Annotated in this window: 10 protein-coding genes and 2 pseudogenes; 7 read left to right on the top strand and 5 right to left on the bottom strand. The window is 58.0% G+C overall.

Annotation, left to right across the window (positions count from 1 at the left end):
- Positions 1 to 24 precede the first annotated feature (24 nt).
- Positions 25 to 224: pseudogene (locus CIT26_RS38070) on the bottom strand (transposase); the annotation flags it as partial.
- Between the two features lie 68 nt (positions 225 to 292).
- Between CIT26_RS38070 and CIT26_RS30970 the strand changes: the two are divergent.
- Complete coding sequence (locus tag CIT26_RS30970) at positions 293 to 985, top strand: antitoxin Xre/MbcA/ParS-like domain-containing protein (RefSeq protein WP_095496085.1); 693 nt, start codon at positions 293 to 295, stop codon at positions 983 to 985.
- Positions 986 to 1383: 398 nt separating this feature from the next.
- Entirely contained in the window at positions 1384 to 2517 is a 1134-nt protein-coding gene (locus CIT26_RS30965; RefSeq protein WP_095496084.1) for a porin, read from the top strand.
- Positions 2518 to 3506: 989 nt separating this feature from the next.
- On the opposite strand, the gene CIT26_RS30955 is transcribed toward CIT26_RS30965, so the two are convergent.
- Both CIT26_RS30955 and CIT26_RS30950 read right to left on the bottom strand, forming a co-directional pair.
- Positions 3507 to 4304, bottom strand: a complete 798-nt coding sequence (locus tag CIT26_RS30955) for an IS5 family transposase (RefSeq protein WP_095496083.1) — start codon at positions 4302 to 4304, stop codon at positions 3507 to 3509.
- Positions 4305 to 4536: 232 nt separating this feature from the next.
- Positions 4537 to 5733, bottom strand: coding sequence for an Ig-like domain-containing protein (locus CIT26_RS30950; RefSeq protein WP_280951146.1), 1197 nt, complete (start codon positions 5731 to 5733; stop codon positions 4537 to 4539).
- 430 nt (positions 5734 to 6163) lie between these two features.
- Here CIT26_RS30950 and CIT26_RS30945 point away from each other — a divergent pair.
- The 5 genes and pseudogenes from CIT26_RS30945 to CIT26_RS30925 all read left to right on the top strand — a co-directional run.
- Positions 6164 to 7549: pseudogene (locus CIT26_RS30945) on the top strand (ISNCY family transposase); the annotation flags it as partial.
- Positions 7550 to 8258: 709 nt separating this feature from the next.
- On the top strand, positions 8259 to 9554 hold the full coding sequence (locus tag CIT26_RS30940; protein WP_143747955.1) for a hypothetical protein: 1296 nt from the start codon (positions 8259 to 8261) through the stop codon (positions 9552 to 9554).
- A 101-nt stretch (positions 9555 to 9655) separates the two neighbouring features.
- Positions 9656 to 10993, top strand: a complete 1338-nt coding sequence (locus CIT26_RS30935; RefSeq protein ID WP_143747954.1) for a HEPN domain-containing protein — start codon at positions 9656 to 9658, stop codon at positions 10991 to 10993.
- A 12-nt stretch (positions 10994 to 11005) separates the two neighbouring features.
- Entirely contained in the window at positions 11006 to 11854 is an 849-nt protein-coding gene (locus CIT26_RS30930) for a DUF4238 domain-containing protein (protein ID WP_095496079.1), read from the top strand.
- Between the two features lie 306 nt (positions 11855 to 12160).
- Positions 12161 to 17347 carry a phosphorylase family protein gene (locus CIT26_RS30925; protein ID WP_095496078.1) on the top strand — a complete coding sequence of 1729 codons (5187 nt, stop codon included), beginning with the start codon at positions 12161 to 12163 and terminating at the stop codon, positions 17345 to 17347.
- 567 nt (positions 17348 to 17914) lie between these two features.
- On the opposite strand, the gene CIT26_RS30920 is transcribed toward CIT26_RS30925, so the two are convergent.
- Positions 17915 to 20998 (bottom strand): DEAD/DEAH box helicase, encoded by a 3084-nt coding sequence (locus tag CIT26_RS30920; protein WP_095496077.1) that lies wholly within the window; start codon positions 20996 to 20998, stop codon positions 17915 to 17917.
- Positions 20988 to 21806, bottom strand: a complete 819-nt coding sequence (locus CIT26_RS30915; protein WP_095496076.1) for a Hachiman antiphage defense system protein HamA — start codon at positions 21804 to 21806, stop codon at positions 20988 to 20990. The genes CIT26_RS30920 and CIT26_RS30915 overlap by 11 nt, the downstream gene beginning before the upstream one ends.
- Between the last annotated feature and the right edge of the window lie 121 nt (positions 21807 to 21927).

The raw sequence follows: 21927 nt of genomic DNA, 5'->3' as shown, positions 1-21927 counted from the left end.
CTAAGAGTCCGTTTGGGAATTAGTTCAATTGCTGTTGCGCATCAAAAGACTGCCCACGGCGACGTGGATAATGGCTTCGGAGACGTCGATGCGTGGTTCGTAGTCGCGCACGCGCGGCGCCAGCGTATTAGCCAGCCGAACGTTCTTTCGACCATCCAACGCCTGAGCAGCGCCTTGAAGCCGGCCTCGGTATCGATACGGCGCAACACTTCGATGACGAAATCGTAGCCCATAATCACAATTCGATCGCGCAGGCAATCAACCGGACTCTTACGCGGCAGGGGAGCCACACATGACAAAATCATTTGATTTTGGAAATGAACCTCGCCAGGACGAGTTTTCATGCTTGGTTGCAAAGGAAGTCCAGCGCGTTCTTGCTCAGTTCGCGGAAGTTATGAAGGGTGGGAGCTCAATCTCATCGCACATGGGGACAGGCACTGCCGCCGATTTGCTTTCTGCAACGCCCAGACAGGCCATTCATGACGATTTGAGTGCCCTGGCCTCTGAATTTGTTCGCAGGCTCGCAGCCGAAGCAGTGCGTCGTTCCAATGAAAGCGCCGGTGAGGTGGCTCCGCTCACGGTTCGAACCGAGGGCGCACATGGGTGCGCAGTCCTAAAAGCGCGAGATCAGCAAAGCGATAGCCTGCGCATTGAAGACTGGGCGGGCGCGGTTGCAGGGCCCACCTATCTGGAAGCACGCTTCGGCATACCGCGATCGACATTGCATTGGTGGCAGCGGCACAATGATGTAGTTGCGTTGCGGAAAGGCGCGCGCAAGCATGTGTTCCCCCTAGCTCAGTTCATCGACGGTAGGCCCGCGCCGGGGATACGACAGGTGCTCTCCTTGATCGTCAATCCCAGACCGGCGTGGCTTTGGCTGACCTCCCCTTCACCTCGGCTTGATGGCCGAATTCCCATAGAGATGCTCCGGCAAGATCTGGCTGCAGAAGTCATCCGGGCTGCACGAGACTTTTCCTCGACATGAAGTCCAGCTGACGAAGCCAACTGCAAATCAGTGCACCGCGGCAATCGGTTGATCCCATTGTGAGCCTGTGAAGGCCCTATTGAGGGTCGCACGCGCCACTACGCACTGCGCAATGTATTTTGCAATATCGTGCGAACTGTCCAGTTTGTGTTGTTTGTATAGTTTGCACGAAATGTACAGTATATATGAGATGTTAGTGACATAATTACAACGGCTGTTTGTATATACCAATGCGTCGCGCGGAGTATATCTTGCGTTATTCAAAATCGCGGATAGCGTCAAACTGCGAAAAAGCAGCGCGATGAGCCTCTTTTTTCGATCGTGGGGATGGGGAGGGGATGCTGTTTTTCAGCAAGGATACCCCGACCCTTTTTTTAATCTTTTGAGTGGAGATCAAAATGAACATCAAGAGCCTTCTTCTCGGCTCCGCTGCGGCACTGGTCGCAGTTTCCGGTGCGCGCGCCGCCGACGCCGTCGTCGTTGCCGAGCCGGAACCCGCTGAATACGTCCGCATCTGTGACGTCTACGGCGCCGGCTACTTCTACATCCCCGGCACCGAGACCTGCCTGCGCATCGGCGGCTATGTCCGCTACGACATCGGCGTCGGCGACATCGGCACATTAACCGGTGCGGGGACCGTCGACGTCGAGGACGGCGACGATCAGGATACCTACTGGAAGCGTGCTCGCTTCGCGCTGAAGACCTGGACCGGCCAGGAAACCGAGCTCGGCACGTTGAAGACGTACACCGAGACCCGCTTCAACTTCCGCAACACCCAAGGCGATACATCTCCGCTCCTCAACGAAGCCGACAACAGAGGCGTTTCGCTGAACTTCGCCTGGATCCAGCTCGGTGGGCTGCGCGTCGGTAAGGACGAATCGGCCTTCGATACGTTCAGCGGCTACGCCGGCAACGTCATGAACGATACGCTGGTTCCCTACGGCGGCTTCGACACCAACGTCGTCCAGTACTATTTCGACGCCGGCAACGGCTTCTCCGCCGTGGTTTCGCTCGAACAAGGTTACGGCGACTTCACGATCGACAGCTACGTCCCGCATGTCGTCGGCGGTGTGAAGTGGACGCAGGGCTGGGGCGCGATCACTGGCGTCGTTGCCTACGACAGCAACTATGAAGAAGTGGCCGGCAAGGTTCGCCTCGACGTCACCCCGATGGAGAACCTGTCGCTGTTCATCATGGCCGGCTACGGCACGGACGACAACTACACGGATGGCGGCTTCGCAATCCCCGCCGGCGGCCGCGGCATGTACAAGCTGTGGAGCGGTAATTGGGCACTCTGGGGCGGTGGTACCTACACCATCAACGAGAAGACCTCGTTCAACACCCAGATCTCGTATGACGAGGGCGAGAATCTCGGCGTCGTGGCGAACATCGCTTACGATATCGTCCCCGGCCTGACGATCAAGGCCGAAGCCAGCTACTTCCATCTTGGTGATGAGACCGTCAGCAACTGGACCGGTGCTGATGACGACGACAACTTCGGCGGCCAGCTCCGCTTCCAGCGCTCGTTCTGACGGATCGAAGCATTGAACCATAGCGCCCGCATACGTTTGCGTGCGCTAGACCCGCCGCTCAGCCAGCATTGGCTGAGCGGAGATACCAAAAGAAGTGGCTTTTTGCGGCTCGTGCGAAATGCTTGATCCCGTGACCTCCCGGGGTCGAAGCGTTTCGCCGAAGCGAAGGGCGCCTTTGACCAAGGCGCCCGTCGCATACGATTAGGTGCGCTAGACTCTCCGCTCAGCCAGCATTGGCTGAGCGGAGATGCCAAAAGAAGTGGCTTTTTGCGGCTCGCGCGAAATGCTTGATCCCGTGACCTCCCGGGGGTCGAAGCGTGTCGCCGAAGCGAAGGGCGCCTTTGACCAAGGCGCCCTTCGTTCTAGAGCGTCGAGCATTCTGACTGAATCGAAAGGATTGCCGTCGTGTAGCGACGACCTGCTGTCAGAAATCTGGATTTGAATGTCACGTCGGGGGATCTTGTTGTCTACAGAGCGGTACAGCGGCTTGGGACTTTCACTTTTCATTCCTCATTCTTGATTGCTGGAAACGGATGGCGGATATGGTTGCCGGAGAACCGAATGACGTGCGATTGAAAAATGTCGACGGCCAATGAATTGTCCAGGTCGTCGAAGATGACAAAGCAACTCGGCATTTATTCAACACTCAAGCCGTTGCCGAGAGCTACGCCGAATTCAAGCGAATTCGGCTCGGCCTGCCTGGAAAGCCACCGATTTGGGAGGAGAACCCGGTGGATGAGCGCCCTAAGAAGCTCCGCGAAACACCAGACTTCATCATCAACGATGTTCTCGACCTCGCCGAGTACTCCGATCGCGGTGTTGTCTCTACCCTAGTTGATAGTAAGCGGTGTTTCAGTTGATACGCGCGGAATTCGCCTTCGTCTCCACCTCACAGTCGTGACCTCAGAATTGCTTTGCGAGCGAATTGCCAACGCGCTGGAGCGCCGGTACGGCGAATAGCGACCTAAGAGTCCTCTCTGTTTTGAAATTCAGGGATGAGCGTTTCTGCGGATGAGATTGCCGCCCATAGCGACAAGGATCATGGCGTGAGAGACGTCGATGCGCTTCTCGTAGTCGCGCACGAGGCGGCGCCATCTTGTCATCCAGCCGAAGGTGCGCTCGACAACCCAGCGGCGGGGCAAGACTTCGAAGCCCTTCTGGTCGTCGGATCTGCGGATGATCTCTACCACGAAGTCCAGATAGGCGGCCTTGTCCATGAGCTTCAGTCGATCGTAGGCGCCATCGGCGAACAGATGCTTCACCCAGGGCCAGCGCTTGCGGATACCATCCAAGATCGCCTGAGCGCCGGCGCTGTCCGAGATATCGGCCGGCGTTAGGTTGACCATCAACAGGCGTCCATCCGTATCGACGGCGATATGGCGCTTGCGTCCGACGATCTTTTTTCCGGCGTCGTAACCCCTTGTTCCAGCTTGCGGAGCCTTGACCGACTGGCTGTCGATCACCGCCGCCGTAGGGCTCGCCTCGCGCCCAGCCCGCTCACGATCCAGCATCAGAGCCACGTCGTGGATCGTCTGGAACAGAAACCGCCGCGCCAGCTCGCGAAACCACCCATAGACCGTCTGCCAGGGCCCGAAATGAATCGGCAGCATCCGCCAGCCGCACCCCGAACGAACCAGGTAACGCACCGCATTGATCACCTCGCGAAAATCAACCTCACGCGGACGCCCACGCCGCCCAGGCTTGGGCATCAGCGGCGCGAACTGCTCCCACTCCTCGTCGGTCAAATCAGACGGGTAGCGCTTGGTCTTCTTGGCGATCTGGGCCATCCGGCCACGGCTCTGCTCTGNGCATCAGCGGCGCGAACTGCTCCCACTCCTCGTCGGTCAAATCAGACGGGTAGCGCTTGGTCTTCTTGGCGATCTGGGCCATCCGGCCACGGCTCTGCTCTGTCCACATCCAACGCTTGAATCATAACCCAGCCTCAGACCGAACCCCCAGCAAGCCGATTTTCAAAACAGCCTCTAAGCGGGCCGACACCAGTCATCGTCGGTGCTCGTTTCACAGATGGAAATCGTCGGCTGTGAGAGTAACGAGGCCCGAAAGCTGGATCTCGAAATCGGCCGTTGTGTTCCCGTCTACATCGCCGTGTATGATTGTGACATTGTTGACAGTATCCTGATACCAAGTGATGCTGTTTGCTTGGACTCCGGGATCGATTGCAGGAGTCGCATTGGCGACGAAAGTAAATGCCTGATCGCCAACAAATCCCACCTGTGTCTTTGCGTCGATGGTCGACAAATCAATCTTGTCGCTTTCCGCCTGGCTGAAATCGATGATCACATCCCGGTTGCCGGATCCAATCGGCATTTCATTCGGCGCAAGGAAAACGAAAGTATCCGCATTGGCGCCGCCGGTCATGGTGTCCTTGCCGAGGCCACCCTGGATGCGGTCCGCTCCTGCGTTACCATTGATCGTGTCGTTTCCGCCGCCGCCGATGAGCACGTCGTTGAAAGCCGACCCGGTGAGTGTATCGGCAAAATTCGTCCCGATCACACCTTCGATATTTTTGTATGTGTCGGTTCCAAGGCTCGCGGCGCTAGCGTTGAAAACTGTGTCGCTCGCGCTCTGAACCAAGGTGAAATTGAGCCCTGCCCCCGTTCCGTCTGAAAAATCGATGAGGTCGATATCGGTCCCGGCACCTTGCCCATCGATTGTATCACTTCCGGCACCGCCTCGAAGTATGTCGCTCCCGGCACCGCCTCGAAGGGTATCTGTACCAGCGCCTCCAATGAGTATGTCAATTGAGGGACCACCGTCGTCGACGTCGGTGCCAAATCCGCTATCGATGTAGGATGCCTGATAGGACGCTGGGGTTGCGTACTGAGTTAGCAGATTTACATTGTCTCCGTTGACTGTATCAATCGATACAGTGCCCGTGGTTAGGCCTCCGTTTCCATCTGATACCTGATACGTGAAGGATCCGGCATTGACCGCGTTGTTCGATAGAGGGCCTGCATTGTACGTTATGGTTTGACTGACAGCGTTGTACGTAACATTCGCCCCAGATACAGACACTATCTGCAATTTATCCGAGTCGCCGTCCGTATCATTGCCCAGAAGAACAGCGGCAGAAAATATTGCCGTCGTGTTATTGGATATAACAAGCTTGTCATTCACGGTCACCGGCGCTGCATTTACCGCGTTGACGGTGACGTTGACCGTTNGTCCACATCCAACGCTTGAATCATAACCCAGCCTCAGACCGAACCCCCAGCAAGCCGATTTTCAAAACAGCCTCTAAGCGGGTTGACCAACAACGGCCCCAATCACTCTTATTACCAATCCAGAATAAACTGTCATTGTGGGCATTAACTCTGCCTTAGGATTGGAAACCCCTCTCCGCGGCCAAAAACCACTCCTGTTTTCAATGGCATAGACCACCCGCCGGCTACTCATAATTCCGGACTGGTAAATCCCGTGAAATGCCAACTCCGGACATCACAGCGTGGCCTGCGTCGGTTGCGGGATGACCACGCGTTCCACACTGCCAATTATGCGACTTTCGAGTGTAGCAGCTAAGTTAAAATGTCCGGATCTGGCAAAGTAGGAATGTCGCTCCTGCCTTTGCCTTGCCAATCTCCCCGCCTTCGAGAGCGCGGGAGATTGCAGGTTGGGACTGGTTCTGATGAGCGAACGTGAGCTGCAGCGGATCGAGGTTCTCTCGAGGGTTAACGAGCGAAGGATGACCAGTGCCACAGCTGCGGGTTTGCTTGGCGTCTCGGCCAGGCAAGTCCAGCGGCTGATGAAGACGTTTCTGTCTGAAGGCGCGCCGGCCCTTCGCCACAAGGCGCGTGGCCGTCCATCCAACAACCGCATTCTTGATGGCGTTCGCGACTTTGCGCTGGAGCTTATTCGTGAACATTACATCGACTTCGGTCCAACGCTGGCGCGCGAGAAGCTGCTTGAGCGGCACCAGCTTGGGGTAAGCAAGGAGACCTTGCGCAAATGGATGACGGAGGCGGGCATCTGGACGTTGCGGCGGGAGCGCAAGCGGAGGCTGCATCAGCCGCGCGGCCGGCGCGACTGTCTTGGCGAGATGGTGCAGATCGACGGCTCGCATCACTGGTGGTTTGAGGAGCGCGGGCCCAAATGCGCCCTACTCGTCTTTATCGACGACGCGACCGGCCGGCTGTTACATTTGCGCTTTGCCGGCTCGGAGAACACGTTCGACTACTTTCATGCAGCGAAGGCCTATCTCCAGGCATGGGGCAAGCCGCTGGCATTCTACAGTGACAAGCACGGCATCTTCCGCACAACGCACGGCTCTAAGTTGGACCGCGGTAGCGGCCTGACGCAGTTCGGCCGGGCGCTCTACGAGCTCAACATCGACATCATTTGCGCCAACTCCCCACAGGCGAAGGGCCGCGTCGAGCGCGCCAACCAGACGCTGCAGGACCGGCTTGTAAAGGAGATGCGCCTGCGCGGCATCAGCACGATCGAGGCGGCCAATGTCTTTGCGACTGCGTTCATGGCGGACTTCAACGTGCGCTTTGCCAAGGAGCCGCGCAACTCGAAGGACATGCACCGTCCCCTCGCCGCTCATGACAACCTGGACGGCGCCCTGTGCCGCAAGGAGGTCCGTACGCTGACCGACGCCCTGACGCTACGCTATGACAAGGTGATGTTCATTCTCCACCCGACCGAGACCGCGAAGAAGCTCGCCCGCAAGAAGGTGGTCGTCTGCGACTCTCCCGATGGCCGTCTCGAGATCAGGCATGAGGGCGTTGCCCTGCCCTACAAAGCCTTCGATAAGCTGCGCTCTGTCCATCGTTCGGCAATCGTCGAGAACAAGCGGCTGGACGCCGTTCTGGAGATGGTTGCCGAGATGCAGGTTGGCCGCGACTTGCAACGCAGCAAGCGCGGGCCACGCCGCACCGGTCAGACCGACCATATGTTCGGCATCCCTGACGGCGCTGAGAGCAACGGCTATGTGAGAAGTGGTCGCAAGCGCGGCAGGCCGCCTGGTTCCGCCCGGCGAGAGCAAGCGCCCGCTGAAGCCCCCGTCCCGGAAGTCGGGCGCACCTCCGACGACCTCGATTTGCGGCTGACGGAGAGTGACAAGAGTCGGATCGCCGATGTCGTCACGATGCTGAGCGAATACAGGGTCCCGCCGCGGTCGACCTCGGCCAACGAAGCTCGTCCGTAGCGGCAGCTCTCAAAGCTAAAGCCGAGAAGCTTGACTGAGCCGCACCCGATCGGGCTGCGCAACCCCGACCAGCTGACGCCCGATCGGGGACTCACGTCGGCGCCAAGAAGCGCGTCACTGTCGCGCTTCTAAACTGCTGCGACCTGCTCTGCGAATTGCCCCTTTGCGACATTTCTACTTTGCTGGCGGCGCGACATTCGAACTTGGTTGCAACATCGAGGTACAAAGCACGAACATGGAGAGGCGCGTTGTGTGTTCTTCGAGGTCGATAGCCTTGGCTTCGCAGCTCCGGCTGACATTATGAATGGCTGGAAAGGGGCCGAATGGGAATGGCAGCTCCCGGCGTTTAGAATGATGATAGCGGACATTAACCCGGTGGGACCGAACCCATGACGGACCCAAGGCGGTCATTTCGCATCAGGGAAAGCGTCCACAATTGATCACCTCGGCTCATGGATCGTGACGCCGGGGAATAACGGCCTTGGCGATCTGGAACGTGTGCTGTTAGTGGGATCCTGGTGGGCTCTTGCCAACCAAGCCTGCTCACGCACCAAGTTTCTTTCTGGGAATTGTCATGCCGTCTGAGCTTGAGAGAATCATTGCCGAACTTTGTGGCACGCCTCGGTCGACTGATAATCCCTTCGCCCATCCTGCATTTCTCCGCGTCGTAGACTATTGCAAGGCGACCTATCCCAACGCCGGTTCGAAACTGTGGCTCACCATGGCGATCAGCGACGCATTGAGGTCCTTGGGCATACATTTCAGAGAGGCGACAGCCAAGCTTGAAGGGGCACTCTCACCGACTGCAGCGGCGGAGGCGCTTCATCTTGCTTTTACGGCGCCGACGGCACGACGGGTACATCTTTGTCCCTTGGACTGGGCTGAGAATCCTCCGGACGTAGTGTTCGGAAGAAGCAGCATGCGGCGATTTTCGGAGAAAGAACTGATGGACTTGGCCGAAGCGGACAGGATCCAAAGAACTTTCCCCTCAAGTAAGGTCGACTGGAAGCGGCTATCCCGTTTTCACTGGCTCATCGTCGAGGAGGATATTCCATTGATCGCGGAACCAGGCGCCCGCGCACTGCCGATAATGTACAAACCGCTGAAGCGTGACCTTGGCGCGTTTCTGCCGCACCAGGGGCGATTCCCTGAGGCCGTCGAAGAGGCATTATTCCTGATGCTTCTGGCCCCCTGGGAAGACTGGGCGGAAGTCCCCGAAGTTGACTGGCGTGGCTTTCGCGTACCGTGGATTTACACAGCCGACAGAGACCTGTTCGTTCGGATGCAAGCCCCACCGCAGGACGCATCGCTGACCTGGCTACCGGTCGCCTTCACTGACGTTTATGGCGAGACCCACGAGGAGGATCAGCCAGCTCACTACACCTTGGCCGACGAGGCTTCAGGTCTCCCGACAATGGTCAATCAGTCCTTATGGGAGGACTGGCTGATAGCGAGTAAGACACCTTTGCTGGCTGCACCAGTAGCGCATTTTCTCGTCCGTGCCTTTCTCAGTGATCACATCGACGAGTTTCTAGCCCACCTTATGGTCGTAGAGGCCTCTCTTGGTCTCAAAGCTGACTACGGGCCTAAACAGAAGGGCAATCTTCACAACAACCTACGTCCGACAGATAGGATGGTGCGTAGAATAGGAAAGCTGCTTTGCGATTCGGTCGCTGGCGAGGAATATCGGCACCTCTTCGACGTTCGCAGCAACTATGTCCACGGACGTCAGATGGGTGAGATTTCGAGCGCGGATCTCAAGAGCGCTCGCACCATGGCAAGAAAGATCGCTGCGCGCCTGATTCAGGTCGCCGCTCATGATACAGCCGCAACCAACCGCGAAGCTTATTTAGTGTCGCTGCTCGACTAGGAGAACTTGATGGATGAGGAAAGCGCCCAGGAGAGCGCGCGACGGCGACTATTGGGCGAGCTACTGGCCGAAGCGTACAACGGGGCGGAAGACCGTCCCGGGTGATCAGATATCCGACCTTCTCGCTACGCGACAACGGCATGCCATCTTTGGGCGATGGCGCTTGGACGGGGGCGGGCCCGCTAGAATATGCTTCACTGCTCGAACCTCCCTATAACGACCTTGAGGCGCGTCAGTTAGGTAGGTTTCCACCCGTTCGTTTCCCTGCAGTGGCGAGGCTGGCAGCGTTCTCCCTTGAATATCCCGAAATCGCCCGCATTCCCCCGACGGGCTCCGACGCGGAAAATCCGTTAGCAAGGGTCGCTATCGACCTTCTGGTCGCACGGGCTGTGGATGTTCATTTCCTTCGCTTCGGCGCGGCCCCCGCGACGGACGCGACCCGCGCTGTCGTTCTGAAGCCGCTCTTCAAAGGATTGTTCGACGCGCGCCTGAAGCTTGCGGTGCTCGCGCCGATCGCACTCGTCCGGTTCGACTTCGACCGGGTGCGCCTCGGACCCTCTGCCTATATCATGCGGATGTCGCCAGATTTGCAACGAGCGCGATGGGAGATGAAGGCCTACGGCGCCAACGGTCATGACCAAGTGCTCGCGGCCGCGACCCATGCTTTCGTGCTTACCGGATGGGATGTGCCGAACGGCAATTGGATCGAGCTTAGCCAGACACTATCGAACTTCAAATCGGAAGCGCGCGAGCGCATCGATGCGCTATTCGCTGCGCTCCGGCTCGAGACAGGGATCGAGACTGGCTATGCGCAGGAAATCCGACTTGCGAGGGGCTGGCGTCACCGGCACAATTATGGGCTGCCCAATGTTTATGCCGTTGGCGCACGCCGCTATCCCGAGGTGTTCGACGATTTTGGTTGGAACCGTGCGGACCTACCCCTCGTCAGCAAGGCGCAGATGCGCAAGGTCGCAGGCCTTCTTGACGCATTAGAAAGTTCAACCGGCGAAAGGCTCGCCTTGGCCACCCGTCGCCTGAACACAGCAATGACGCGCAGTGACCTCGCCGACGCAATTCTCGACGCCACAATCGCCCTTGAGGTTTTACTTGGCGACGGAGACGGGCAGGCGATCTCGTGGAAGCTCCGGATGCGCGCAGCCGCGTTGGCAGGTATCGAGGGAGGTGAAGCTGGTGCGAAAGCCATGAGTGAGGCAATCGCGGAGGTCTATTCGACCCGATCAGCCATTGTCCATGGCACTCGACGACGAATTGGCGCTGCCGACGCCCATGCAGAACGGGATTTGGCGGCGAAGGACCTGGCGCTCGATGCATTGCGTGGCCTGCTTAAGATCCTCATCCGACGACCTGAGTTTCTCGATCCACGTCGTATCGACGGCAATCTGTTGATGGCACCGCCGCGCATCACAACTAGCACTTAGACGATCGGACCGATGTCAGTTCCCAAGCGCCATCACTACGTGCCGCAAATGATCCTGAATGGCTTCACTGACTCGGATGGCTGGCTGCACTGGTGCCGCCTCCGCGAACGACCCGTTACGGTTCGCCGCGCAAGGCCTCTTGAACTGTTCCATCAGCGTCATCTGTACAGCACGCTGTCTGAAACTGGGACCAAGGATCCGGCAATGGAGCACGCTCTTTCAGTTCTTGAGAGCGAGGCTGTAGGAGTCGTGCAATCCATTCTAGTGCCGGCACGGGAGGGCCGGCTTCCCGGCCTTACATCCGAGCAAAAGCGCCTCTGGTACATATTCTTTCTAACCCAGTGGCGACGCACTCCTGAGACCCAACGAGCCAACGTCTCCGATGCTGAAGCACTGCGAATGGTTGAGGATACACTCGACGAGCTCCGCCAAGCCGCACCCCATCGACTTGACGAAATCGAAACGCTGGCGACGCCCGAAGCCAAGGTTCGAACGGTAGGCAACGTTCGAGTTCAGACAATCGGACAACCGAGTGCGCAGGTGATGCGTGTACTTGAGCGACGTGGCATCGCCATACTGCGCATCGTCCAGCCGAAGAAAAGCTTCATCGTCGGCAGCCGGCCAGTCGTGAAATTAACCGCCCCCAATCGCACCGATCTTAACGATCCGACGGTCGAGATGTGGCTCCCGATCGCGTCAGACGTTGCCGTGGGAGTGGGACAAGGCGACGGAAGGATTAGTCTGCACGATACGGTCGATGAACGCCCAGTGCGGCAGCTCAACATTGCGATCGCGAGCCAGAGTGGCACGATCGCTGCCGGTTCAGCAGCGCTGGTCGGATCCATCGCGAATGCTCGGTGAACAGATCCGAATATCCGAGGGGCCTGCGGGAAACTGGGATTCCCGATTGCAGTCGCTTCTCCCCGGCTGAAAGCCAACGGACCTGACGGCAGTTCTGCGAAGACCTTTGGAGCAACATTGCGGTAGCGCTAGATAGGTGCGAGGTGCGAACAAACCGCTTGTGGCGCGAACTACCGCCTCACCTGCTAGCTCGAATGGCTGCTTTTGAACTGCGGTTGAAGCATGGGGATCGTTGATCCGAATCTGTTGCTCATGCCCTGCGAGTTTAGTAGTTATGATTGTTCTTCTTAAGGTTGTTGACGACCTGTGACCCCCCAAAGCGCCGACGAGATTTTTGCCGAAGCTGACCGACGTGGGCTGCGCCGCGTCCTCATCGTCACGGCCATTGCGCTCGAGATGCGTTCGGTACGCGCGCACCTGCAGGCGGCGGGGGACAAGACCCTTCGCAATCATCAAATTTTTGAGCTCGGAATCTTCTCTTCGGAAGGGGAGGACTGCCTTGTAGTCGTTGCCGAAAGTCGCGCCGGCAATCTTGAGGCACAGGCGTCGGTCATCTATCCCGCCCAGGAATGCGGACCCTTCGACATGATCGTGTTTGTGGGTGTGGCCGGGTCCCGTAAGAAGGACATTCCGATCGGATCGGTGGTCGCGTCTAGTGAAGTGTATTTTCCCTATTCAGGAAAGTATGAGGGCGGCGAGTTCAATGCTCGGACGGCGGGATTCCCCGCCGACCAGGTTCTCGTGCAACTGGCAACGAAGGTTGAACGGGATGGCGAGTGGGTGGATCGCATACGTCCTGCACTCAGGGGTACGTTGCCAAGCATCGAGGATTATCCAAAGCCGCACCCGCCTGGCGCAGTTATCGGGCCGATTGTTTCGGTAGAGGCTGTCTCGGCCGACGCGACCTCACAACTCGAACTGCAGATTTCGAAGCATTGCGGTGACGCGCAGGCGGTCGAAATGGAGGGCTACGGTGCACTGTTTGCAGCGCGACAGGAAAGTACGCCCGCGATCATCATCCGAGGAATCTCCGACGCCCGCGAAGGCAAGGACCCTGAAAAAGACGCCATCTACCAGCCGGTCGCCGCGGCCCATGCCGCCGCGTTTGCCTTCGAGCTAATTGCCCTCAGGATGAAGCGCTATCCGGCGAGCTCGCTGAGAGGCAGGGGAGAGGCGCCGGTCCTGGCGCCGCCGCGTGAAAGATTGCCACCACCTTCCGAACCGCAGCAGGATCGCGTGAGCGTTGCTTTTTCGTTTGCGGGGCGGGCGAAAGATTTCCCGCTCGAGCGCTGCGAGAAGATCGCAGAGGCCCTGCGACAACACCTCGACGACGATACCATCGAGCTAGAGCGGACCGAAAGCGGTTCGTTCCACATGATCTTCTCGCTGCGGATCGAAGACGTTTCACGCGCTTCGGAACCGGCTCTCGCTGAACTGTTGTCCTCAAGGTTTGGGGTCACGTTGACGAGCGTCGTCGAAGATAACGTTTTTACCGCGGCTCGTGCATCATTGAAAGTTCTCGAGGCAGCGTCGCGGGAGCTCTTGGAATGGTCGAGGAGCTTGCCTGACGGCACCGAGATTCCTCGACCCGAACTCGACACGCTACTTGCAAAGATCGAGGGCCCAGAAGGGTCGACGACCGCCTTGCTGGGCGAGCCAGGCGCGGGCAAGTCGGCTCTTCTTGCGACGCTGGCTCGGCATCTCAGAGAGCGCCAGCTGCCCTTTCTCGCGATCAAGGCCGATCTGATCGATCCTTCGGTGGCAGACGAAGACGCGTTGCGGGTAGCGCTTGGGTTGGACCAGAACGTCACGACCCTGCTGTCAGGCATCGCCAGGATGAGGCCGGTCGTTCTCATTATCGATCAGCTCGACGCGCTCGCGACATACATCGATCTAAAAACGGGTCGCTTGAACGTATTGCTCAACATCGTTCGGCGGCTAGGCGGTGACGACAACGTGCATGTCGTCGTCTCTTCGAGAACTTTCGAGTACGAACACGACACCCGCCTCAAGACGGTGCGTGCGGATAGTGTTCACCTCGACTTGCCGGCTTGGTCGACCGTCTTGGAAATCCTCGAGCGTAACGGCGTCAAGGCCGCGGGGTGGCCCGCGGACGCGCAACGACTCATGAGATTCCCCCAAACCCTGAAGACGTTTCTCAGTCTCCTTGAGGGGGGCGGTGCCGACGACTTCACCAACTATCAGAAGCTGCTCGATCGACTTTGGAAGGAACGTATTCTCGCAGTGACCAATGGCGGCGCTCTCTCCGCGCTAACTTCGCGAATAGCCGAAGACATGGCCGAACACGAGAACTTGTGGGTTCCGAGCGCGCGATACGCGACAGAGCCCGACAACGTCGCCGCATTGATTGCCGCCGGCATCCTTACCGACTTTGGTTCAGATAGCAAGGTCGGGTTCACGCACCAGACGCTGTTCGAGCACGCACTCGCCCGGTCCTTCGCCGAAAAAAAGGGTCGCTTGTCGGCATATGTGCTGGGCCGACAAGCGTCACTTTTCATCCGGCCGAAGACTTGGGCGGGCCTCTCCTACCTTCGCAATGTCGATCCTCCGATCTATGCCTCCGAGATCGAAGCCATCTGGAACCACGCGGACCGCCGCCACCTGAAATTTCTGCTTGTCGAGTTCCTGGGCAGTCAGACGGCGCCGACGGAAGTCGAAGTGCCGCTGATGCGGTCCGCACTGTCTTCGTCGACCCGGCGGATTGCCCTTCAAGCCATGCAGGGAAGCCCGGGCTGGTTCGAACGCCTGCAGCACTCTGCCGTTCGAGAGGCGATGACGACGCTCGACGAAGTTGGCATAGCGACAATGACCCTCATAAGGGCCATGCAGTTTGACAGCGCCAGCGTCGTGAAACTGATGAGGTCGGTGTGGCTTTCAGATAAGGAGAATGACGGAAACATCTGGGCCGTGCTTCAGGAAGTGCCCAAGTGGACCGATGCCGAGCTTGAAATGGCAATCGACGTCATCAAGCGCACGGACATTGCCGACTTCGCATTCGAGCATGCCATATCCGCGATCGGTGCGGAACAGCCGGAAGTCGCATTGAAGCTAACGCTGGCGAGGCTGGACAAGCAGCTGACGGCGACGATGGCCGAGTCAGCCTCGAGGGCTGCAGCGACCAATCAAGAAGATGATGAAGGTTCCCTCGCCTACTACCTGCACGGTTCACCGTCCGAGCCCTTCCACAAGCTTCTTGAGCAGAGCGATGGCTACAGCACGCTCGATGAGATTGCTCGAACCCGACCAGAGGACTTCTTGAGCATCCTCTGGCCGTGGCTTCAGAGAGCGCTCGGTGCACTCAGAGATGCCAGAGGCGAGCGCGGCGATCTTGGCTACGCGATCCCCTATGGAGTTGACCCGAGATTCGAGGAGGAAGAGGCCGGTCGTCTGGGAGAGCCGGCCCTTCTGGCCGCCTTCACCACGTCCCTCGACTCGCTCGCGGGCAAGAATCCAGAGGCTGCAAAGAACTGGATTTTAGAGCACCAGCACGAAGACTCCGTCCCTGCCCATCGCCTGTTCGCACACACACTGGCCCTGCATGCGGATAAGCTGGCCGACGCCGCGCTAACATACTTGATGGGGGATGTAAGGCGCCTTCACCTCGGAGACATCCACGACGGAAGCGGCACAACGAGGCGTCTCGTCGAAGCAGCCGCAGCGCACTGGTCCGACGAGCAAATAAGGCAGTTCTCGGACTATGTCGGATCGTACAGTCCATCGCCCGGCGATGAGCGGGACCCCAAGCAACGCCGCAGATTCATCCAGGCCATTGAGCACCTAAAGCTGGAGCTTCTTCAGTCCCTGCCGACCGAGCGGCTGACCAAGGCGACGACGCAGAAAGTCGCCGAAGGTGTGCGCAAGTTTGGCGAGCGCCGCGTTCACCACGGCATCGAGGCGCGTTGGATTGGCTCTCCCATGTCAGCCGACTCCATGTCCAAGGCAAAGGACGAGGAGATAGTCAACGCCTTCAAACGGCTGCCCGACGCTACCGAGTGGAACAATCCACGTGACTGGATGAAGGGCGGGAATGTTCAGCTCTCGCGAGAGTTTGCGAGTTTCGCAAAGGCGAACCTCTACCGTGCTTTCAAGATCATCCCCCAATTAGATCCGGAGTTCGGCACTCGTGCCGCTGGATATGCGCTTGCAGAGCTTGGCGAGGTAACTGATCCACCTGCGTTCGAGCGCATCATCCTCGATCTGGAGAGCCGCGGGTTTGGTGGAGAGGAATATCGCGGAAGCGTTGCGCGCGGCCTTGAGCGCATCCTGCTTCGCGACAAGCCGCTGAGCGATGAGATCGTAGGGTTGCTAAGCGGATGGCTGGGCAAGCCCTCGGACTCGCCGGCCGAGATCAACGTCGACGACGATGACGAAGAAACTCTTCTTGATACTGGCTCCGAGGGCTCCAATAAGTCTCCCCGCGATGAATCCGTGCTGTGGGGAATGGGAGGGGTCAGCGTCCTACCCCATGGAAATTTCCCCATCTTGGAGGTGCTTGCGCGGGTCTATCTCCAGCGAAAGCTTCCTGATGAACTGGTGGCGCTGCTCCAGCGTCATCTAGAAAAGGGCGACGATGTGCGTGTGTGGGGGGCGATGTTGCGCTTTATGCAATACGTACGACCCGAAGATCCTTCGAAATTCCATGCATTCCTCGTAGAGCTGTTCAGGCGCTACCCCAGCCTGCGGACATCACGCGAAGCGGCCATCTTGCTGGCAAATCTGCAGTGGCTGATACCCGACTTTGTGAAAGGCGTGCTTCTGGAGTGGGAGGGCCACAAAGCATCACTGGTGCAGCAGGCCCGTGGAGAGCTTGCGGGCCTTATCTCTGTGGTCCAGCCGCAGCTTTCATGGGCGACCCAGATGGTCGACGCCATTCTCGAAGAGGGACCGCCCGAAGCGCTTGCCGGGGTTGCCTATGCAGCGGTCAACGTTTGGCCCGACGAAGTCCGGCGACGGGCGTGCGTCGAGATATTGAAGAGGGTAATTCCGCGGGCGGACGACCGCACATGGTCTGCAATCACCGACTTGTTCCGCATCGTGGACGACATAACGCCTACACCGGAATGGCTGGAGCTTCTCGAAGTCATTGCTCCCTTCATCGAGAAGCATTCGCCCGTCCAGTCGACCTTCATAGTCGATCGGCTACAAACCCTTCTGCCGGACGGTGCCGAATTGGTCGGGGCCATCGCATCTGCGCTAGTTGCAACCTGGAAGGGGGAGTTGGGCGACATTCGAACCGCCACAGCGGGGACCGCCGCCGAGCTTGTCGACATCTCGATCACGTTGCACCGCCTCGGCCCTGCTACGCGAGAACGCGGAACTGACTTGTTCGAGGATCTTCTTGAGGTCAATGCATATACCGCCCGCGAAACCCTCGATCAGATTGACAACAGGTTCCGAGGCTCCGCGCCAACTGCTCGCCGCCGGCTGCCCCGCAGGACGCGCCGCGCACCGCGACTGAGAAGAGCCCCGTAGGTGCCTCCTGACAGGGCAGAATAGCCGAACGTCCATCTATCCCAACTAGTGGAAGTTGCGCACTTTTGCCTTCAGCCTGATGTGCAGGTCGGGGATGTAGATATTTCGCCGTGGAGGCGGCTCGACGCGGCGGTCATAGCATCGTGGCGCTTTCGCGAAGCCACCTAGCTGGGAGCCCGATCGCAATCGGAGCGCCCCTTGTGCTCGATAAACCGATGTCCGCCTCTCGCGCGAAGCTGACACGTGACCACTGCGCTTGGACGTCCGCTCCTGGGATTAGTCCAGGCTAGCTCAATGGCCGAGATGCGGCGGAAAGCTGCCATTGGCTTAGGCTAATGAACTGCCGGGTGTGGAAGCCGTATTGTCACTTCGAGGTTTTGGCCCGACGCTACCGTGGTCACAGATAGTCGGTGCCGACGCAGATGTTGCGTAGTGCGGTGTGCGGGCTGAGTTACGTCACTCGGGGGGTAATATACCCTGATGTGCGGCGATATCCGGTGTCGGCCAAAGTGCTGGCCTCATGATGACGTCATATGTGATGCAGTGGATATACTCCTTCGCCGCGCCTTAGGTCAGTAACTCGTCGAGGACCGAGCTGAAGTACGAGGGAAATTGGTCAAGAACTTCGCGCGTCTGAGCGGCGCTGCCGCGAACGGCAATTCGCGCGGATTGGCGGTCAACGACGTCTGGAAAAGCCTCGGCTAACGTCTGCGCCACCACGCGATCAGCAAAGCCGGCTTCGAAGAAGCCGAGAGCCGCACGAGACGGCAATCCGCACTTTAGTTGCTGCTGGAGAAGCGCAAGCGCACCTGGCAATTCTCCGTCATCTCCTTCCGCGAGGTCGGCAATGGTGGCAAGGATCATTGCGCCTTCGTATCCTAGTCCGCTCTCGCAAATCGCTACAGCATCCTCAACCGTTGGGCGGCGGTTATTGCCGCCGATACGAATGTTCCTTTCTACCAGAAACTGGAAGATCGTTGCGAAGGTTGCACCCGTTACCCACTGCTGAATGATAAGTGGCATAACAGTCTGATCGGATACGGACGTTATCGAGTTGCTGCGATTATACTGCAGGACCACAGGGGACATTGATGCAAGAAGCGTCCCAGCCTCGAAGGCCTGCGTCAGGGCGCCACGGCTAGCCTCTAGCCATGCTTTTATGGAATTGACGGTGGTCGGGGCCAGAGGCGACCGCCGTAGTGTTGCTCGCGAGTCTTCCGTCGCAGCACCAGCGAGAATACGCTCAGCAATCCTTTGGAAGACGGTTTCGAATTGCGCCCTCTGCCCTTCATCAGCGAGGTAGTGAGCAAGTGTGTTCTTGGCGAGATTGACAGCACGCTCCGCCAGGCCATCTTCGGCAAAGTCCAGATGGGCGAGGAGGAATGATACTATCCCATGCACAATCTGCACACGCTCTCGTAGAAATTGCCGGAACTGCTTGGCCGGAACCCCAAGGGTATTGGCTATCATCTGATTTACGGTGTTTTCAACAGCCGTGTCGTCATCGAAAACCAGAGTGTGAAGGACTTCGACGTTTATTCTGACCCTCCTGACCGGGTCGCCGAATTCGAAGGGACCAAAAATCGCCGATATGCTGCTGCTGGACGGCTCGGAATTCGCTGGATTCAGCAGCTGCTTTGCGGTTCGCCACCGCCACCTCTCGCGTCTCTGGCGTTTTTTATCGAACACCTTCGTATCAGCGAAAATAATGCTGCCTTCGGTGTGCATACCGGCACGCCCAGCGCGGCCAATGAGATTGTGAAAATCCCGTACTAGCATCCGCTCGCCGCCTTGATAGACCCCGGTGACAATAAGGTAGCGGATGGGAAGATTAACACCTTGCGCCAGGGTCGACGTGCAAACCACGAAATTTATGCGGTTTGTTTTCATGGCGAACTCAACCGAAAGGCGCAGCCCACTCGGCACACTGGCATGATGCGGGAAGATTCCCAACTCTGCTGCCTTCGTAGTTGAAGCCGTTTCTCCGATTTGGCGTGAAAATAGCGAAGCCAGCTTTTGCACCTCCTCGGGATCGGCTTGCTCGACGGGTCGGCTGAAAGCATCACTCCGCTGAAACACTTCGACGGCATTCGCGCAAATTTTGACGGCCGTGTCCTTGCGCCCGCAAAACACAGCGACACTCCCCTTGGAAACAAGCTTGAGCCCGAGATACAGGCCGATTGAATTTCCATCTTCCGCCCTTGGAAAGTACTCGTCTTTGGCTCGAGGCTTGAGCTTCTGAAGCAACACGCGGTTAATCACGCGAGGCACGAAGAATTCAGTATCGTCAGGATCAAGTGGGCTTACATACTCAAGCCGACCGAGCTGTGCGAGCCAACTTGCAAATGCGACGCGACGCGCAGTCGGCAAAAGCCCTGCACCATCGACAACGGCATCCTCGTCGTCGATCAACCAGCCGGCAATATTGCGGGCGTTCGCTATCACCGCAGAGATCAAAACAATCTGGGTATTTTCCAACAGCGATAATTTAAGAGAGGTCAGCAGGAGTTCGTATGTGACGCCGCGTGCTCCGCTATCGAACTGATGCCCTTCGTCATAAATGACGAGGCCAATATGCTGGGCAAGCTCAGGTGTCGTTCGCAGCAGGTAGAGAAGCTTTTCCGGCGTGACGATCAGGATTGTTCTCTGCTCCCAAAGCGCTTCAACGGTAAGGTCTTGCTGAAAGCTATCGGTCGCCTCGTTCAACACGACATTTTCGCCAGAAAAGGCTCGGGCCATATCGCCACGAATGTCATGGCAGAGCGAGCGAAACGGACAGACGATGACCGCAAGGGATGCCCGGTCGCTGAGAAAGGCGCTACGCAGTATTAACTCGGTTGCTCGGGTTTTTCCCGCACTTGTCGGCATCTGGATGATCGCCGAAGTGCCACGAAGCACGCCCGCCGTACAAATGCGTTGTTGAGACGGCCACAACTCACGCGGAAAGGCAGCTCGCTCGAGTGCAGGCTGCCAAACCTCCGGGGCAAGGCCTGAGGCCTCTGGTAAGATTGCTCGCGCAGAATTCGTGATCTTCTTGCGAACAATCGCCGTCACCACATCGGCGTACAACAGCTCTCGTCCATCCCCTGAACGATAAGCCTCTTCTCGAACTGTCAGGGCAAGCGTAACCGCATCGTCCTCGCTGCCAGCACCACTAAGGTATGACGCCATCGCGGAAAGTATGCGATCTGGATATGCCTGATAAGCGGTGGGGCTGATCGGCCCATAGTTCGATAGCAGGAGGTGGTAGGACAATAGGGCCAACCCCGACCCGAGCGTGGCAGGGGGAGGTTCAGCCCAACGGGCAACAACCACCGCGCTTCCCGGACTGTCAGCGAGGTAATACGCGGCCGCACCAAGGATTGAGAAGTCAACCTTCACGTCACCGTCGAGGCGGCTTTCGTTGTAGGCCTCAAAATAGGTTGCTGCGAACACCAAAGACTGATGTGTGGTTTGTTCGCGGCCGGCGACTGCTTCACCCGCGGCGATAGAGGCAGCGGCATCGCCCAGCAACCCCACGGCCAGTGAAAACAATAACTCTGGCCGCTGCGGCAAGGCGATATGCGCTTCGAGCGGCACATCAAATTCATACATTTTAGCTTTTGATCGGGTGACAGCAAGTACTTGCTGTGCGTTCGCTTCAGGCTTCATTGGCTGCCCTCGCGTATAATGCGTTGACAAGATCCATAAGCGCTTCGCCGCGAATGACGATGAGCTTTAGGTTCGTAGCGTTGACGTGACCAGCCGTGGTCGTTTGGGAAATCAGCGTTTCATCATACAAAGGCGAGTTCAGTATCGCCGCCGCGCCGCTGATCCGTTTGAACGGACGGTCCGCAATATCTTGGAAACGCTGGACTTTGAGCGCCGGTGCTGTGTCGCCGCGCTCAAGAAAACGCTGTTTGAGGGCATTTAGTGTCGTCGCTTCTCGCAGCACGTCCTTTCCGGAATCGGCTACGGCATCTTGCAGGCGATTAATAGGTTTGTTGCCCGACATTGACGCCTTGGACTCAAAGACAAAGAGCTCGTCATTCGGATCAACGCCACCATCTTTGACGAACTGGAAGCCCAATACATCGCAACCCTTCGTCGACTCGTTGCGGTTCCATTTCTGGTCATAGCGAAGTTGCCTTGGGCACCAGTATCCGAGTTTGTATTCAATGTAGTCGGCGACAAGAATCTCTGCAAAATCTCCCGACCGAACGCTGGGGCCAGGCGCTGCTTTTTCGTCGGGAAATTTTGTATCAACAAGAAATTGGCCGGCGGTTTTGCCCGTTCCCTCGACAAGTTTCTTCAGCATGTCGTCATCGACGTAGTGCTCACGAAAATGCTTCGCCCAGGCAGAAAGCACGGTCGAATCGTCCACGTGCTGAAGCTCCCAAACTTCAATTTCAACACCGTCAGCGGTTTTCAACCGCTGGCCGGTATCGACAAGCCAGTCGAGATGGGCAGGCGTAGTCATCGTTGAAAACAACCTTGAAAAAATGGGGTAGAGACTAAAACAAAACTTGCTTCAGCACTTGGCCATATTCAGTTTGGGATTGGAGCTTCTCCAAGCTCCCGTTATATCCGTGCGATCGCAT

The organism is Mesorhizobium temperatum (assembly GCF_002284575.1).
In the GTDB taxonomy this organism is placed as follows: Bacteria; Pseudomonadota; Alphaproteobacteria; order Rhizobiales; family Rhizobiaceae; genus Mesorhizobium; species Mesorhizobium temperatum.
The sequence above is the reverse complement of the archived record's forward strand: the minus strand, read 5'-3'. Positions and strand labels throughout refer to the sequence as shown.

What these genes read in the sequence shown, in the direction of transcription:
- CIT26_RS30970 (WP_095496085.1), top strand. Translation starts at nt 293, where the DNA reads ATGACAAAATCATTTGATTTTGGAAATGAACCTCGCCAGGACGAGTTT.
- CIT26_RS30965 (WP_095496084.1), top strand. Translation starts at nt 1,384, where the DNA reads ATGAACATCAAGAGCCTTCTTCTCGGCTCCGCTGCGGCACTGGTCGCA.
- CIT26_RS30955 (WP_095496083.1), bottom strand. Translation starts at nt 4,304, where the DNA reads ATGGCCCAGATCGCCAAGAAGACCAAGCGCTACCCGTCTGATTTGACC.
- CIT26_RS30940 (WP_143747955.1), top strand. Translation starts at nt 8,259, where the DNA reads ATGCCGTCTGAGCTTGAGAGAATCATTGCCGAACTTTGTGGCACGCCT.
- CIT26_RS30930 (WP_095496079.1), top strand. Translation starts at nt 11,006, where the DNA reads ATGTCAGTTCCCAAGCGCCATCACTACGTGCCGCAAATGATCCTGAAT.
- CIT26_RS30920 (WP_095496077.1), bottom strand. Translation starts at nt 20,998, where the DNA reads ATGAAGCCTGAAGCGAACGCACAGCAAGTACTTGCTGTCACCCGATCA.
- CIT26_RS30915 (WP_095496076.1), bottom strand. Translation starts at nt 21,806, where the DNA reads ATGACTACGCCTGCCCATCTCGACTGGCTTGTCGATACCGGCCAGCGG.